General features: G+C 51.0%; 10 protein-coding genes. 4 read left to right on the top strand and 6 right to left on the bottom strand.

Annotated elements, in window-relative coordinates:
* Positions 1-5: 5 nt before the first annotated feature.
* Both MK185_14435 and MK185_14440 read right to left on the bottom strand, forming a co-directional pair.
* A complete protein-coding gene (locus MK185_14435) occupies positions 6-785 on the bottom strand; it encodes a MipA/OmpV family protein (protein MCH2041823.1) in 780 nt (259 codons plus the stop codon).
* Positions 782-1,144 (bottom strand): potassium channel family protein, encoded by a 363-nt coding sequence (locus MK185_14440; GenBank protein ID MCH2041824.1) that lies wholly within the window; start codon positions 1,142-1,144, stop codon positions 782-784. Before MK185_14440 ends, MK185_14435 begins: the two co-directional genes overlap by 4 nt.
* Before the next feature lie 447 nt (positions 1,145-1,591).
* On the opposite strand from MK185_14440, the gene MK185_14445 reads away from it, so the two are divergent.
* Together MK185_14445 and MK185_14450 are read left to right on the top strand one after the other, a co-directional pair.
* Complete coding sequence (locus MK185_14445; protein ID MCH2041825.1) at positions 1,592-7,075, top strand: glutamate synthase-related protein; 5,484 nt, start codon at positions 1,592-1,594, stop codon at positions 7,073-7,075.
* 54 nt (positions 7,076-7,129) lie between these two features.
* A complete protein-coding gene (locus MK185_14450; GenBank protein MCH2041826.1) occupies positions 7,130-8,938 on the top strand; it encodes a sulfite reductase flavoprotein subunit alpha in 1,809 nt (602 codons plus the stop codon).
* A gap of 223 nt (positions 8,939-9,161) precedes the next feature.
* Here the strand turns inward: MK185_14450 and MK185_14455 are convergent, their stop codons facing one another.
* Positions 9,162-9,530, bottom strand: coding sequence for a hypothetical protein (locus MK185_14455; protein MCH2041827.1), 369 nt, complete (start codon positions 9,528-9,530; stop codon positions 9,162-9,164).
* Between the two features lie 312 nt (positions 9,531-9,842).
* On the opposite strand from MK185_14455, the gene MK185_14460 reads away from it, so the two are divergent.
* Positions 9,843-13,388, top strand: coding sequence for a hypothetical protein (locus MK185_14460; protein MCH2041828.1), 3,546 nt, complete (start codon positions 9,843-9,845; stop codon positions 13,386-13,388).
* A 75-nt stretch (positions 13,389-13,463) separates the two neighbouring features.
* On the opposite strand, the gene MK185_14465 is transcribed toward MK185_14460, so the two are convergent.
* Both MK185_14465 and MK185_14470 read right to left on the bottom strand, forming a co-directional pair.
* A complete protein-coding gene (locus MK185_14465; GenBank protein ID MCH2041829.1) occupies positions 13,464-13,802 on the bottom strand; it encodes a hypothetical protein in 339 nt (112 codons plus the stop codon).
* Between the two features lie 385 nt (positions 13,803-14,187).
* Complete coding sequence (locus MK185_14470) at positions 14,188-16,095, bottom strand: ATP-binding cassette domain-containing protein (protein ID MCH2041830.1); 1,908 nt, start codon at positions 16,093-16,095, stop codon at positions 14,188-14,190.
* Positions 16,096-16,126: 31 nt separating this feature from the next.
* Here MK185_14470 and MK185_14475 point away from each other — a divergent pair, with 31 nt between their 5' ends.
* A complete protein-coding gene (locus MK185_14475) occupies positions 16,127-16,663 on the top strand; it encodes a TIGR02444 family protein (GenBank protein MCH2041831.1) in 537 nt (178 codons plus the stop codon).
* Positions 16,664-16,679: 16 nt separating this feature from the next.
* On the opposite strand, the gene MK185_14480 is transcribed toward MK185_14475, so the two are convergent.
* A complete protein-coding gene (locus tag MK185_14480) occupies positions 16,680-17,825 on the bottom strand; it encodes a hypothetical protein (protein ID MCH2041832.1) in 1,146 nt (381 codons plus the stop codon).
* Between the last annotated feature and the right edge of the window lie 9 nt (positions 17,826-17,834).

The raw sequence follows: 17,834 nt of genomic DNA on the forward strand, positions 1-17,834 counted from the left end.
CGACGTTAGAATAAATAGACGAGGGCAACACCAAACACTAGGTTAGTGTTCTGACGTACCAGTGGGCTGTCGGCAAAGTCGGCTGCGGAAACATCCACATAACGAAGAAAACCAGCCGCCAGGTAATGATCCCGGATCAAAGCCAAACTGTAGCTGACACCGTAGCCGCCAAATCCGCTTCCTGCCGAGTATTGTGCCCGCTCGGTCGTTGCGAACTTCTGCTCTACGCCATAAAAGTAGTCGTGATAGGCTGCTGTCGCAGAGCGTACTTCAGTACTTAACTGTGAACGTACTTCCAGCTGCTTGCTGCGGTATGAATGACGCCAGTTTAACACCGGATTAAATGTTGCTCCCCGGAATGCCGCCGACGCGAAATCGGTACTGATTGCTGAACGCAACGGCAACACCAAAAACAGCGCGTTGTCGTTATTGCGGTCGCCGCGAAAATAATAATGCAACGCCGGGCCAGCCTCACCCAGGAAATCGACATCATCCATACCTTCACGGGCTTTATTATTGTCGCTCTCCACCCGGATTGCACCGCCAAAACTCAACTCCAACGACCAGTGTCCCGACTGCCATAAGTTCCCCTGAATCGCATTGCGGTCGATGCTCAGTTTTTCACTGCGGTAGCGAAGATAAGGGACAGGTAACACGTAGTCTTCAGCTTCATCACTGCCGAAATAATCCGGCACATGCGCATATCCAATACCAATACCGGCTTCCAGTTCGGCCTGAGAGAACACACTATGAAGCAGCAAGGACAGGAAGATGAATGTTCTCATCGGTCGGATTCAAATTCTTGTTTTAATTGTTCGATAACCTGTGGATCGGTGTGCAGCTCGAAGGCGGCATTGGTTGCTTCAATGGCAATGGCCACCCAAATACCGGTAAAGGTTAAACCAACAATGGCAATTACCAGTGAGATTAACCGCGACGGTGGCTGCAGCGGCCGGATATCACCATAGCCCACCGTGGTCGCGGTGATGAGGCCCCAATAGAAGGCATCAAACGCTTTCCAGTGTTCAATGCGGCCAACCAGCTGGCTCAACAACAAAACAATCACCGACAGAAAAACCAGTACCGGTGAAATCAGCCACAATGCTGCGGCAAACACTTCTATAAATGTCCAGGTAAAAGCCATACAATTTTATATCCATAAGGGAAGAGTGTTAACAATGACTGCGATACACCTCGCAGTCAGGGCTCAGAGCAGCTGCAACAGGGCCAACGATCAACTGAAAATACCAGAAATTACCGACGTTGCGGATAAACGCGCAACCAGAACAGATGAAAGCGCTATCACCGAAGCGCTTAAAACCGTACTTAACCAGGCATTGCGAAGTCACCAATCGGATCTTTTTCCATCGCAGGTCAATGGTCCATCACCTACAAAAATGAAAACAATTTTCATTTGCGATTAAGCGTTTCAATGTGTATCCTGCACGGCCCTTGTTTTCAGGTGGATATTTTTAAGGCGGTTAAGCAACCCTGATGCAGTTGTTAAAACTATATATATCAACCAGTTAGTCCCACTGGCCCAGCGTGTCTGAGGTTGGGGCTGAGCTGCCAGACGAGAGTTATATAGCCGATGCGTTATTTATTTGATCGGGATCTGGATTACTCAAGCTGTGGTGTTGGTTTTATCACCCACAAATACAGCCTCCAGACCCACGAACTGTTAGAACACGCCCATCAGGCGTTATGCAAAATTCCCCACCGCGGTGGGTTCAACGCCAAAGGCATTGGTGACGGTGCCGGTGTTAACGTTGATATTTCCCTTAATTTCTATCGCCACCTGACTGGCAACCCTGATCTGCAACCCGGTGAATTTGGCGTTGCTAACTTCTTTTATCCACGTGATGAAGCTCAGCACGATGAAGCTGAAAAGATTCTGCGTGAGGTGTTCGCCCAGTATAAGCTGGATATCCTGTTATGGCGCGATGTCGCGGTTAATCCGGATGCGCTGAATGAAGCCAGTGCCGCAGCCCAGCTGGTCATCCACCAGTTAGTGTTTGCCCGTCCGTCACACATTCAGGATCAGACCGCATTTGAAGTGCTGCTGAACGAAGCGCTGGAAGACATCGAGTATCCGGCCTTTAAGCGCCCGGAACTGGACGGTTTTTACCCATTGTCGATGAGTTCGCGCACACAAGTGTTCAAAGGTCGCCTGAACAGCTGGGAAGTGGTGCCGTACTTCCAAGACTTGAACGATCCTGAGCACCAGATTCATACCTTATTTTTCCACACCCGGTTCTCCACCAATACGGCACCGAACCCCATGTTCGCCCAGCCGTTCCGTCGTATGGCGCACAATGGTGAGTTGAACACCGACCGTAAGAACCGCCTCAGTGAAGATGCCATTGCCCGCTCCCACGGCAAAGACATCATCTTCCCGAAAGGCCAATCGGACTCTGCCCGTCTCGACCAGACCATGGCACGCCGCATTATCGAAGACCAGTTGGAAATCGATACCGCTGCGTTGGCGATGATGCCCCCGGCGTGGGAAAACGACGAGCGCTTGCCAGACAACGTGCGTGACATGCTGGAGTATTTCAGCCTGTACGAAGAGAAAAACGATGGTCCGGCAGCACTGATCTTTGGCGATGGAATCAAAGTCGGCGCCCGCCTTGACCGTTTGGGCTTGCGTCCACTGCGTAGCGTGGAAACACATGACTATCTGGCGGTGATGAGTGAAGCGGGTCAGATCGACTTCCCGGCCGACACCGTTATCCGCCGTGGCCGTATTGAAGCCGGTGGTATGATCGTATTCGACCACGAGCATCAGCGTATCGAATACACTCACGACGTCCTGGAGCGCTTAGCGCAACAAGCAGACTACTCGCAATTGCTGGCCGATGCCCACATCGACCTCGAGCAACTGCCGGAAAAATCCCTCGCCGATGTAACAATCAACAGCCCGTTGAACATTGCTGCCCGTCATGTGGCGTATAGCCTCAACCAGGAAAGCTTCAAGTTTATGCTCGATCCCATGCTGCAAAACAGCATGGAGAAGATTTCTGCCATGGGTTACGGCCTGGCACCCAACGCTCTGGCACGCGATGAAGGTGGCATGTCGCGTTACTTCAGTCAGCGCTTTGCTCAGGTTACCAATCCGCCGCTCGACAGCATCCGTGAAGCGGACGGCATGACTCTGCGCGTTGCGTTGGGTCGCAAACCTAATTTCTCTGATGGTTCCACCCGCCAACTGGTGGTACAGTCGCCAATTCTGCAGCCGCAACACATGCTGCAAATAGAAGAACAAAAAGCACTGCGGGTAGAACGCATCAACACTCTGTATCAGCCGGACTTCGGTAACGCCGAGCAGAATGAAGCCAATATGCTGGAAGCGCTGGAGCGGGTTTGTAGCCATGTAGAAGCCGCAGCGCGCAACAACTGGGATATCATTGTTCTCAGTGATCGCGAAGTGAGTCACCAGTACGCAGCCTTACCAGCCTTATTGGTTGTTTCAGCAGCCAACCAGCGCTTGATCAAACAAGGCCTGCGCTTCAATTCCAGTCTGGTTGTAGAAACCGGTCAGGCCTGCTCAACCCATGATATCGCCTGTATTCTCGGTTTTGGTGCTTCTGCAGTTTGTCCACTGAGTGTGTATTATCGCGCTCAGGAGTTGTACAGCGACGATGTCGCAGTCGCCCAAGCGGTGAACAACTTCCAGAAAGCGGTACAAAAAGCGCTGATGAAGACCATGGGCAAGTTTGGCCTGTGTACTGCCGAAAGTTACATCGGTGGTGAGTTCTTCGAAGCCAACTTTATCGATACCCAAGATCCGGTATTACACCGTATCTTCCCGAACATTCACTCGCCGGTTGGCGGTGCGCGGTTCGCCGATATCGCCGCCAATGCCACCCAATGGCATGGCCGGGTGGCCGAGGTTCAGGGTGAAAATGAAATACCGCTGTTAGGTCTGTTTAAAGAACGCAGCGACGGTGCTGGTCATAGCTTTGGCACCACCTCGGTGCGTGAATTTATCAACATGACCGAGGAGCCGATTCAGTACGCGGAAGAACAAGAGGAAGCACCGCTTCTCACTGTTCCTGAAGACGATGGCTACCGTAAGCTGGGCTTTGAAGCCTGCACCCCTGAACAAATCGATAACTTCGAGATCACCCCGGCTTACCGTACGTTCTGCAAAGAGATGTATGCCGAACGTGGTGCGCGCCCGGCGACTATTCGTGATGTATTAACCCTGCCGATCAATCTGGCCGTGTGTACGTCTGAAGCCGACTTTGTTGCTGAACTGAACCGGGTATCACTGCAAGGCAATGCGGTTTGTGCCTTTCAGGGCGCTGATATTGCCGTCAACGACGCCGAAAACAGCGTTGCGTTGACTCTGCATGACGCTGCCAACACCGATACTAACGCTCGTGCCGAAGCCCTGCTGAATGCCCTGCAACAGCGTTTGGGAGCAGACATAACGGCAGCCAAACACGATGGCAGCACCGTTCATCTGAGCGCTGAGAAAAAAACCTGGGACCTGCTGTCGCGCCTGCAAGCGGTGCCGAGTGCCATTGATTTGGCTGAAGTACAACCCGCTCATGAAATCACGCCGATGTTTGCCTCCGGTGCCATGAGCCATGGCGCGCTGGTCGCAAAGGCCCACGAGGCCGTGGCGCAAGGTACCAATATCGCCGGTGCCATGAGTAACTCCGGTGAAGGGGGTGAACACTCCCGCCGTTATAACACCGTGAAAGCCAGTAAGATCAAGCAGTTTGCTTCCGGTCGTTTTGGTGTTTGGGTCGGTTATCTGGCTGATCCGGCGTTGCAGGAAATTGAAATTAAAATCGCCCAGGGCGCTAAACCGGGTGAAGGTGGCCAATTACCGTCCGCCAAAGTGAACGTCGAAATTGCCGCCGCCCGTGGTGGCACACCGGGTGTGGAGCTGGTGTCTCCGCCACCGCATCACGATACCTACTCGATTGAAGATTTGGGTCAGCTGATCCACGACGCCAAAGCGGCGCGTGTTCGCGTAATTGTGAAACTGGTGTCCTCTGAAGGTGTCGGTACCATCGCGGTTGGTGTGGCGAAAGCCGGCGCCAACGTGATCAACATTGCCGGTAACACCGGTGGTACCGGTGCGGCTCAGGTCACCAGTCTGAAAAACACCGGCCGTGCGGCTGAAATTGGTATTGCTGAAGTGCATCAGGCACTGGCTGAAAACGGCCTGCGTGAGCGCGTTATCCTGCGTTGCTCCAACGCCCACCAGACCGGTCTCGATGTGGTGAAGTCCGCCATGTTAGGTGGTGACTCATTCGAGTTCGGTACCACCGCACTGATGATGCTGAAGTGTGTGATGGCGAAGAACTGTAACGTGAAATGTCCGGCGGGTCTGACGACCAACCCGGAGGTTTACGAAGGCGATCCACGTGCCCTGGCGCAGTACTTTATTAATCTGGCCCACGAAGTGCGTGAGATCCTGGCCAGCCTGGGTTACCGCAGCCTGCGTGAAATTCGTGGCCGCAGCGACCTGCTGCAGTTAGTGGATCACCCGGCGATGAACGGTCAGCTGGATATGAGTGCTATGTTGCGCCCGGCGGATGCGTTACACCTGCCGGATGCGGTTGCTCTGGAAGCCGACTTTACTCCGGACGACAGCTATATCGAGCAGGCGCTGGAGAAGTTCTTCGATCAGGCGGTTTCCAGCCTGAGCATCGAAGGCCCGAATCTGAACAACTGTAATAAAACCACCGGTGGCCAGTTCGCCATCGATGTGGAGCGTCACCTGAACTACGAGATGACCGACGCCCAACGTGCGGCTCATCCGGCGATTGACGTATTGGCCAATGGCCGTGTGATTCTGCGTGACGACAGTCTGCAGGTATCCAGTACAAACTCTGCCGGTCAGAGCTTCGGTGCGTTTAATAACTCGGGGATTACCCTGCGTCACAGCGGCACCTGTAACGACGGTGTTGGCAAAGGTTCCAGCGGTGGTCGAATTATCGTCACCAATGCAGGCGGCGGTATTCCTGCTGGAGACGGTGTCACCGGTGCTGCGGTATCCGATACCTGTGAAGACGAAGGCAACGTACTCGTGGGTAACTTCGCCCTGTTTGGCGCCACCGGCGGTGAACTGTTTGTAGAAGGCCAGGCCGGTGACCGTTTTGGGGTACGTAACTCCGGTGCGGTGGCAGTGGTTGAAGGCGTAGGTGACTTCTGCTGCGAATACATGACCAACGGCAGCATCATCAACCTCGGCAGCTACGGCAAAGGTTTCGGTAATGGTATGAGCGGTGGTACCGCTTACCAGTACGACCCAAGTGGTCTGATCGTGGAGCGCTGTTCCCACGATTCAGTGAAAGCGACGCGTTTGGCCGATGGTTCCGAGCTGATGCAGGGCCAGGAAATGGTACTGCGTCTGCACCTGGAGCAACACCTGCAGGCGACCGGTTCTGAGCTGACCAAACAATTACTGGATAACTGGCAACAAAGCCGCGAGCACTTCTTTGTGCTGATCCCGCTGGCACTGTACAGCTATCACTGTGGCGACCAGATTCTGGCCAAGTCCAACCGTAAAGCCATGGTTGAAGAATTGTCCCACGGCTGGGGACTGTGGCACCTGCGCCGTCTGGCCGAAGCCTACCGCCATGACAACACCATGTTTGATGGTCAGCTGCCGGGTTACGGCGACTGTGATACCGATCTGATCTGCCGTTATGCCAACGCTATGGGCGTGTTACGTCGTGCCCGCGAAGCAGCGGAGAAACACGAGCTGGTGAAATCCGGACGCGAAGATGTTGAAACCATTGCCCGTCACCTGCTGGTCAGCGAAGACCGCAAACTGCTGGAGCAACTGTTTAAAGACGTCAAAGAAGCCCTGTGTGAATACTCAGATGAAGCTCTCGCAGCCCTGCTGGCAGACAAACGCGTACGCGACTACAAAGAGTCACTGAGCAAACGCGAAGTCTGGGATACCCGTGCCTGGGGTACGGCGGTGTGGATCATGGCGCGTGATCATGACAACCACCGTGAACTGGCAGAATTCCCGGCATTAGAACAAGCACTGGCAAGCGTTTATGCCAATGTGCTGGCGGAAGTGATGGCAGTAAACGCCGCTTAAAAAGATTTAAAAACTATCGATGATTTTGCTCAGGCAAAAATCGGGGGAAACACTATGAACGATATGGTGAAGAAAAAGGACACTGCGCAGCAGGTTCCGTTTTTACCGCAGGATATACCGTTTAACGACGAACAACGTCAGTGGATGAGCGGCTTCCTGGCCGGTCTGCACAGCCGTATGCTGGTTCAGGCCAGTGCTGGCGGTGCTGCGGCGGCACCGACCGCGGCGGCACAAAAGCCACTGACGATTATGTTCGGTTCACAAACCGGTAACAGCGAAGCCGTTGCCGAAGAAGCTGCAGACGCAGCACGCGCGCAGGGACTGGCGCCTGTCGTACTGGATATGGAAGACGTCGATGTGGCACAACTGCCCGCGATGGAGCGTCTGCTGATTGTTACCAGTACCTACGGTGAAGGCGAAATGCCGGATAACGCCCAGGCACTATGGGATGCAGTCAGCGCCGACGATGCGCCAAAACTGGATAACACCTTCTTCTCGGTACTGGCCTTAGGTGACAACAACTACGATGGCTTCTGTGTTGCCGGTCAGATGTGGGATGAACGTCTGGAGCAGTTAGGCGCCCAGCGTATTGGCGATCGTGTTGACTGTGATGTCGATTTCGAAGCACCATCTCAGGCTTGGATTGAAGCCGTGGTTCCGGTTATCGCTGCCAAAGGTTCCGATGCCGGAGCTGCAGCACCAGCAGGAGGTGATGGCAATACTGCACCAAAAAAGGCGAAATCGAAGTACAGCCGCAGCAACCCGCTGGAAGCCGAACTGACCTGTAAAAAAGTACTCAGTGGCAAAGGCTCCAGCAAAGAAATTATGCATTTTGAATTTTCACTGGCAGGCAGTGGCGAGCGCTATAACGCCGGTGATGCACTGAATGTGATCGCTGAAAACCGCCCGGATCTGGTGGACGAAGTGGTTGCTCACTTTGGCGTTAAAACTGACGACAGCGTTTTGTGGAACGATGTACCGCATAAGCTCGGTCAACTGCTGACCGAAGGTCTGGAGATCCGTAATCCAAGTAAAGAGCTGATTGCTGAACTGGCGCAGCGTAACGGTGATGAAGAACTGACGCGTCTGCTGGAAAACGATGATAACGAAGCACTGAACGACTTCCTGTGGGGCAAAGACTGCGTTGACCTGCTGAAAGCCTATCCGTGTGAAATCAGCATCGAAGAATTCTGTGCTCTGTGTAAGGCGTTAGCGCCGCGTGCATATTCGATTTCTTCCAGCATCAATGCCCACGCAGAAGAAGTGCACCTGACCATCGGTAGCGTGCGTTACAACCAGGATGGCCGCGACCACAATGGCGTGTGCTCAACCTTCCTGGCGGACGTGGCAAACGAAGGTAACAAGATTAAGTGTTACTTCTCGCCCAACAAAAACTTCGCCGTGCCAGAAGATAACAACCTGCCAATGATCATGGTGGGCCCGGGTACCGGCATCGCACCATTCCGCGCCTTCCTGGAAGAACGTCAGGCACGTGGTGCTCAGGGTGATAACTGGTTGTTCTTCGGTGACCGCAATAAAGACAACGACTTTATCTACCGCGATGAAATCGAAGCTATGCAAGAGTCTGGTCTGCTGACCAAACTGGATCTGGCCTTCTCTCGTGACCAGGCTGAGAAAATCTACGTTCAGGATCGTATGCGTGAAAGCGGTGCGGAACTGTTCGCCTGGTTAGAGCGTGGTGGTTATTTCTACATCTGTGGTGATGCGTACCGTATGGCCAAAGACGTGGACGACGCCCTGCATCAGCTGATTGCCGAACACGGCAAACTGAGCCCGAACGATGCATCGGAGTATGTAGCGAAGTTGAAGAAGGAAAAGCGTTACGTACGTGACGTTTACTAAAATCTATCTACGTTGCTTCTGCTTTGTTAAAAACAGGTTCAATGTGCTCATTTATTATTTATAAACTGCGCGCTTTCACCTGTTTTTGCCTCGCATAAGCTGCCTCGAATACGATTTTAGCCAACTCGAAAAAGCACTGAGTAAAATAAAAAAGGCGTTTAACTCTCTTATTTTGAGAAAGTTAAACGCCTTTTTGTTTAAATTTTTTCTTGGTTTGTTTGCGTTACAACAAAGCCACTACTTTGCCTTCACCCACTTCATCACAAATATTCTGAATACGCTCTTCGGTAAGTCGTAATTCACGACGACAGCTGGCACGAATCACTTCCGGTCGTTCTGACTGTTGCGAGAAATCTTCCAACTTTTGCTTCAGCCAGAACAACACATCCAGCGGATTGTGCAACGCATAGGGACGTTCACACACCGCTTTTACGTCCAGCGCTGCCTGAATAAAGCTGCTGAACTGCGCTTGTGTCGCATCGTTGTTACGCAATGCAAAACCACACACCGTCAGGAGGGTATTGGCTTGTTCAAAATCACGTCGGAACTGATCCAACCTACGAATGCGGTGACCACGTTCAACTGGGTCCATTACGGCTCTCTTTACTTAAATGAGAATGATTTTCATTATATTAAAGGACTGAAATAAATCCAGTGATTTTCGCCATAAAATGAATCAACTACGGTCGCAGAGCGGGACGACCGCGGATACCACCACCACCGGAAGATATCCCCGGCGATCCGTTAACCATGGCCATACCAGTGGAGTTTTTTATTCGTTAATTCGGGCGATCAAAACCGCAATAACCGATCGGATTAAATAACTCACGCGGTCTCTGCTATCATCAAGTGACAATAATATCATCAAATATTCTGTTATGGTGATCTAGCAGTAAAGAGAGTTATGAATCAGTTCGATAAAGACATCCGTATTGCCGTTACCCTCGGCCAACCCGCTTCCGTTCAACAGGCATTGCAGCAGTATCAACAACATCTGAACGATGGTAGCGCCTTTCAGAACAACTGCTTTAATATCGAATTTGTGGCGCAATCCGAAACATGCGATAGCCACCAGCCTGAAGCCCAAAGACGTCTGCAATTCAGCGACATTAGCGATGAAACACTGCGCCAATACGCCTTGTTATCCTGGCGCATGGGGCCGGAAGACTGGAACTTCCTGAACCGCGAACCGATTGCCGACGACGATGAAATCTACGTATCCGAAGCGATTATTTTTGCCATTGCCCTGCAATACGATGAACTGCAGGCGGAGGTGATTCGCACCGCCGAGGCCATGGTGGATTATTCCCGCCGCATGAACGACACCGACTCGATCTGGGTCGACGATATGCGGGTCTTTGCCGCCGAAGCTTTATTTGTGCTTGGCTGCCACAATCCGCAGCACATTTATTTACTTGGCCAGTTCTTTATCCCGTACTGGGATGACGAACACGCCACCGGCTACAGCGATTACCTCAAGCATTTTGTCCACAGCCACGGCTGGAACGACGACGTTATCAAGGCTTACCTCTGGTGTGATAACGACAATATCCGCTATCAGATGTTTGGTATCGAATGGGAGTCCGACACGCATTACCAACCGCTGGGCGACTACTTACGTCAGCATCCACAACGGTATGAATGGTTTAAACAAGCACTGACCGAGCGCCTGCTGAGCCGTCCAATGCTGCTGGAAAGTGAAGATGTTGATGCCGACGAAGCGAACCCGGTACTCAGTCTGTATCTGACGTTACTGCCGCTGGAAGGCGATCTGTTTGAAGAAGATGATATGGAACAACATCGCCAACAGACCTTTATCAGCGCCAGCCTCGAAGATGAAGCGATGGATCTGCAACAGCAGATTGCTGCAAAAACCGACCAGCCGCTGGTGTATTATGCCCAGCGTAATATTGAGCGTCTTGAAGAAAGCGAGCGGGACAAAGATGAAGGCGATTTGCTGCGCAGCATCAAGCCGCTGGTTCTGGCGTTAACGGAAGGCGAAACACTGTGGCGCTATGTGGTGGATGGCAGCAACCCACAAGCCGTTAAAAAGCTCGCCGAAATCCCGCTGGTTTCCCACGCAAAACAGCATGCGAAGACGTTTTACAACCACTTTAAAGGCGAGCTGCTGTTTGGCGAAGAGAACAAAGACTTCATGGACGAACTCTGGTCGATCACCAGTGATTTGCTGTCGGAATTATTATGCGACGATGACGACGCGGCCTGCATCGCCGATGTGATGCCATCAACCGATCTGAACCAGCGTCAGCAACAATGCCTGCGCTTACTCGATATCTTTTATTACGCCCTTGGCCAGCGTGAATTCGACGATTTTATGCGTCGTATGGTGGTTGATCGTTATGAACTGATGTCGGCACGTGAATATTTCTTACGCTATACCCAGGTGCCCGCAAACGAAATCAACCTGCGCTTATTAACCGATGTCAGCGATCAGTTTAGCGATATGAACAACCGCTTATACCGCGCCAATTTCGAACACGCCGAGCGCTTAATGAGCAGTGATCGTGAGTTGGTCGACCCGAACCGTTGGCCAAAAGAAGACGATCGTTTTTCGGTTGGTCAGTACACTCTGATGGCTTATCAGCTGTACCGCGATTTCCGCAATAACTTCGCCGATGCCCATACCGAAACGCTGGCAGAGACACTCAATCAGCGCGACCACTGGCAGACGCTGTTCAATTATCTGCGCGAAAACATGAACATTCTCGGCAGCGGTATTTTTTCCGATCAGGGTATGGACGAGCAGCAGATCGCTCAGCTACTCGACTATTTCGCCAGCGAGCAACCTGAGCTGAGTCAGCAACAAGCCATCGGGCTGTTTGACGAGTTTGCCCATCGCGACGATTGTGTGCGCCGCGCCAGTCTGCGCATGAATTCCTTCAGCGAGCATCAGATTGGTTACCACTTCCTTAACGATCACGATGAAGACTATCAACGCTGTTTGCTGATTTGTTTCTGGCTGCGCCAGTTACCGCTGCCTTGCCGGATTCAGGCTGATCGTATCTGGCAACTGATGGTTACCATGGCACCGGTGCGGGTCGCACGATTGGTACTGCAGGCCGATTCTGACAGTAAATACCGCATTAGATTCGATAACGAATTGCAGGCCATTGATCATTACAAAGAACTGGAGCGCGCCGGTATTGAGCAAGGCTATTTGCTGGCGCTGGAAATGAGCCAGTGCAACCGCAATCACGATGAAGCCGTGGTGTTTTATCAGCACCGACTGAATATGCTGGCTCAGGTCGATAGCGACGACACATCCATGATAGGCAGCATGGAGCGCCAACGCGGGCAGCAACTGCAGCACGGATTACGCTACATCAACGAAGCGTTTAAAACCGAGGTTTACCAGTTGCTGGCACTGGAGCATCCACGTTTTGGTTATGCCCACAACGAAGAACTGCAGCACGACTTCCGCCGGGTGTTACAGCGCACCATCAAACTCAATATTAAGGATGTGGGCTGGAGCGTTTTGCTGGAAACTCTGCAGCAGGAATTTGCCGTACGTGATTACTCCAACTCCGCGCCGGAGCTGGCAGCAAAACCGGTTCAGATTCGTGCGGATTATCGCAAGCTGGAAGATTTTTATGCCTGTAATACCGACTGGCTGAACCTGTGGCTGATTCAGGATTGTGGCGATCATCTCAGCCTGGTAGGTGGTGCCGACATCAGCAGCCTTGGTGAACAGCCTATTGATCTCAGCCAACACTCCGGTGTCGCATTAGTGGTTGATGCCGATCAGGATGTGAATGCGCTGCTGCAGCGGGCGTATGAAATGACGGACCCGGATGTCCGTCAGCAGCACATCAGTGATGCCATTCTGGCGTATGTTGAAGGAGCGCCCAACGCCGACCTGTCCGACACCATCGCGTTACTGCAAAACACATTAGCCACCGACACACTGGAGCTGCAAGCACCAGAATACCGTATGACGGGTCTGGCCAACTTTATCTGGGTACTCGATCCGCCACGCCGTAATCGATTAACCCAGCTGTTCCTGAACACTAACTACCGCGGCTTTAAAATGTTCGAGCAAACGCTGGTTGGCGGCTATCTCGATAAGTTAGTGACCGAAGGCAAAATGCCGTTCGAAGAACGTTTGGGTTTGCACGAAGGCGATGAAGATTACGAAGAAGCAGCAACTGCCGGCCTGATTGTCTGGCTTGAGCAGATCGACATCTGCCCTGAACATTTATTGCTGTATTGCGTTAAGCACTCTGACAGTGAAGCTTGCCAGCAATGGCTTGTGGATTTCGCGACGCGTGGTGAGCTGAAAAAAGCGGCGAAATTCCTTAATGCAAAACACCGTACGGTATTGATGGAAATGCTGGGCGAACAGCAACAAACTCGTTCTTATCTGGGTGATTTTATTAAGGATAAATCACGTGCGGTACGTGATGTCATTACGCGTTATTTGCCGGGGTAAGAGTTTTGAAGCGTGGCACCTTCGGGTGCCACTGGGATGTATTCTGAAAGTCCTGCCTAATAACGTATTTAAACCTTAATAGACACTGACAGCTTTTATGTAACATTTACTCCAGCCTTCATTACCCTCATTAATCTGATAAAAAGGCCTAATTTTTGAACCAGATTTTAATGCAGAAAGTAATGCTGCATATGCATTGTTTGTATTGTCTCCATATAAATATCCACCTTTATTTTTGTAACAACCCGGCATTGCTGAGGAAAATTTGAAATCAACGTAAACTCGAGCAGAAGCTTCGGTTGGAACATATAGAGAATCGACTTCAGACATATTTCCTGTCTCAGGCTTTGCAAAAGCAGAGGAGCAAAAGAATAAGAGAAATAGCGTTTTTTTTGGGAACAGTATTTTATTCATCATCATTCCGTAGAAAATAAAATATCAATAAGACAGAGTTTTGATACTAGCCATTAGTTATAATAAAAACAATAGTAGGGGATGCTCTAGTCAGTTAAGTTCGTATACCTTGTTTAGTGTACCAGCACCTAATTATTTTCCGTACAGTAGGAAAAACCAGCAACTTAGAGCAATAGCTGTCGCTTCTTTTCCAACTCGAGAAAGTCAACGTTTTAAGCCAGTTTCAGATGATTAAATTGATCTGGACATGCCAAAACTACGAACAAGGAATGGGATTACAAAGACTGATCAGCGACCAGCCATTGAAGAAATACATTGGCATTAACCGTACTCCAAGGTAAATACGGAAAACCATAGAAAGAAAAATGCGGTTTAGTTCCTTCCCTTATTCCGCCTCTTCCAGCTGCTCCGTCAGCTCCATCCATTCCATTTCAATCTCTTCCAGCTGAGATTTTAAATCACCCTGCTGAGTTAACAGCTGCTGCAGTTCGTCTTTACGGCTGTCGGAATATAAGTCTGTGTCCGACATTTTTTCTTCGATGGTATCCAGCTGGGTTTGCAGTTTCTCCATCTGCTTCTCTGCGGCTTGCTGCTTTTTACGCAGCGGCGCTAAACGTTGGCGGCGCTCCGCTTCCAGTCGTTTCTGCTCTTTGCGATCCACTTTTACTTCAGCAGGCTTTGCGTCTTCTGAGCTGGCAGAATCACTTCCAGCAATCTGCTCATCTCGCTGCTGCAAGTACGTATGGTAGTCATCCAGATCGCCATCAAATTCCTGCACCTTGCCGTGATCCACCAGCCAGTATTCATCCACCGTGGCTTTTAATAAGTGACGATCGTGGCTCACAATTAAAATTGCGCCTTCGAAGTTTTGCAGCGCAACGGTTAACGCTTCGCGCATCTCGATATCCAGGTGGTTGGTTGGCTCATCGAGAATTAATAAGTTGGGTTTTTCCCAGGCAACACAGGCCAGAGCTAAACGCGCTTTTTCACCACCAGAAAACGGCTCAATCACTTCCAGTGCTTTATCACCGTGGAAACCAAAACCACCGAGAAAGTTACGGATCTCCTGCTCTGACGCCTGTGGTTTTAAGCGTTGCAGAATCAGGGCACCGGACGCTTTTACATCGAGAGATTCAAGCTGATGCTGAGCAAAGTAACCCAAGCGCAGATGCTCACCTTCGCTGCGTTCACCGTTCAGCATCTCAATGTCCCGGCACAGAGTTTTTAGCAGCGTCGATTTACCCGCACCGTTCGGACCTAATAAACCAATACGGTGACCCGGCACCAGAGAGATTTTTACTTGCGGTAGAATGGTAGTTTTCTCACTACCAGATACATAACCCAGGTCGGCATGATCAATCGCCAGCAACGGCGACGACATTTTTTCATAACAGGGGAATTCAAAACGGAACGGCGAATCCACATGTGCCGGAGCAATCAGCTCCATACGCTGTAATTCTTTTAAGCGGCTTTGTGCTTGTTTGGCTTTACTCGCCTTGGCCTTAAAGCGCGTCACAAAGGCTTCAATTTCTTTTACCCGGGTTTGCTGCTTTTCGTACACCGTTTGTTGCTGCGCCAGCTTCTCCGCACGAATTCGCTCATACGCGGAATAGTTACCCGGATACACGGTTAACTGCTGTTGATGTAAATGTACGATATGGTCAGCAACACCGTCGATAAAATCACGATCGTGGGAAATAAATAACAGCGTACCGGGGTAGTTCTTCAGCCACTGCTCCAGCCACAATGTTGCTTCTAAATCTAAGTGGTTGGTGGGCTCATCAAGTAACATCAGGTCCGACGGCATCATCAGCGCCTGAGCCAGGTTCAGACGAATACGCCAGCCACCGGAGAAGTCCTTTACCGGGCGTTTCAAGTCGTCTTGGGAAAAACCCAAACCATGCAGCAGTTGTTCGGCCTTAACCGGCACTTCATAACCTTTGTGCTGATCCATCTGATCGAGCCAGTGGGCCAGATCGTTATCGTCTTTGGCGTTACTGATTCCGGCTTCGATACGACGGTATTCACTGTCACCATCCATCGCATAATCCAGCGCGGAACGTTCGCTGGCTTCCACTTCCTGGCGCATATGTGAGATACGCCACTTTGATGGAATGTATAACTCACCGCCATCAATTTGCAGCTCGCCATTTAACAGCGCAAACAGGCTCGATTTACCCGCACCATTGGGGCCAATCAACGCCAGCTTCTGACCGTCGTGGACACGCAGATCCGCTTGTTTTAACAGCGGTTGAGTACCGCGCTGGAGAGAAACCTGATTAAATTCGATCATAACGCTACAAACTAAAGAAAGGACCACAACAATGGCGGCGCAGTGTGCCACAGAAGTCGATGATAACCCACTGTGGAACTTTGCTTTGGCGTTTTATGCCAGCAAAGACGCACAACAGTGTTTGTTAACGCTGCAGGATACCTGTCAGCAAGATACTTTGTTGGTTCTGACTGCGCTTTGGTTGGCAAGCGATGGTGAGAGTTGGCAACTAACCGATGGGCAACTGGAAGACTACCGCCGCTGGCGTACACAGGTAATCTGGTCGTTACGCACAGCCCGCAAAGCCATCACTAAAGATAGTGAGTTGCCAGGGCAACAAGCATTACGTCAGCAGATTCAGAAAGACGAAATACGAGCCGAGCAGATTGCTCTGCATCAACTGTATGGTTTGCATTCGTCAACGCATCAAAAGCAACAGTCAGAGACGATTGATCGTCAACAAACGCTGAACAATCTCTTCAAACAGGCCGAGCTAGGCCAACCTGAGTCAGGACATACAGCAGCCACAAAAAAAGAGGCTCTGGAGCCTCTTTTTAAACAACTGGCCGACTTATTGGTCAGCCAGTAAATCGTTTCCGCCTTGCTTAGTTAGCACCAAACAGGCTGGAACCTTCAGTGCTTTCTGCTGCCGGCTTCTCTTCCGCTGATTTCTCTTCAGCCTGGGGAGCCGCTTCCACCGCGGGTTCAACCACGGCTTCTGCTTTTACGTCTTCAACAACTGGTGCTGCTTCAACTGCCGGGGCTTCCGCTTTAGGTGCTTCAACCGGAGTTGCTACGTCAACTACCGGAGCTTCAACGACTTTGGTGTCTTCCACAGCCGTTGGCGCTTCAACAGTTTTTGGTGCCGCTTCTTTTTTCGCTACTGGCTTTTTCGCTGCTGCTTTTTTAGCGGCAGGCTTCTTAGCAACCACTTTTTTAGCGGCTGGTTTCTCGGCAGCTTTTGCAGGAGCTTTTTTAGCCACCGTTTTGGTTACTGCTTTCTTGGCTGCTGGCTTAGCCGCAGCTTTCTTCACAGGCGCTTTCTTCGCAGCAGCTTTTGCCGGAGCTTTTTTAGCGACAGCTTTAGTCGCTGCTTTCTTAGCGGCAGGTTTCACTTTTTCAGCAGCTGGCTTCTCAGCTACCTTTTTAGCAGGCGCTTTCTTCGCAGCGGCTTTTGCTGCTTTGGCTTGTGCTTTTTCCTGTTCAGCTTCAAACTTGGCAACGATTTTCGCCAGCGCAGTACGTTGCTTATCAGCCGCTTTCTGAGCTTTCAGCGTTTCTTTTGCTGCAACCAGTACTTCGCGAGCGGCTACTTTTTCTTCCTTTGCAGCTTCCAGCTTCACTTTAGCATTGTCTAATTGACGAACGGCTGCCGGAGTTTTCTTAATCTTTATCTTAGCGCTGACTTTTGCTTTGGCTTCGGTTGCTTTGGCAACTTTGGTATTTGCACGCTCTTGTACTGTTGTTGCTTTAGCCAGTGCTTTCTCGGCGTCAGTCAGCTCTTTAGCCTGGGCTTTTTCCAGTTTTACCTGTAAGGCTGCAATGTCTTTCTGCAGTTGTTGTACTGCAGTTAACGCAACACGCTTAGCTGCTGGCTTCTTAGCCGCAACTTTTTTAACTGGTGCTTTCTTAGCTACCGTTTTTTTAGAAACAGTTTTTGCAACGGCTTTTGCAGCTGTTTTACGTACAGGTGCTTTTTTGGTCGCTGGCTTTTTGGCAGCAGTTTTTGCAGTAGTCTTACGTGCAGGCATAGGAAGATT

It is taken from the genome of Saccharospirillaceae bacterium (assembly GCA_022448365.1).
Lineage (GTDB): Bacteria > Pseudomonadota > Gammaproteobacteria > Pseudomonadales > Oceanobacteraceae > Bacterioplanoides.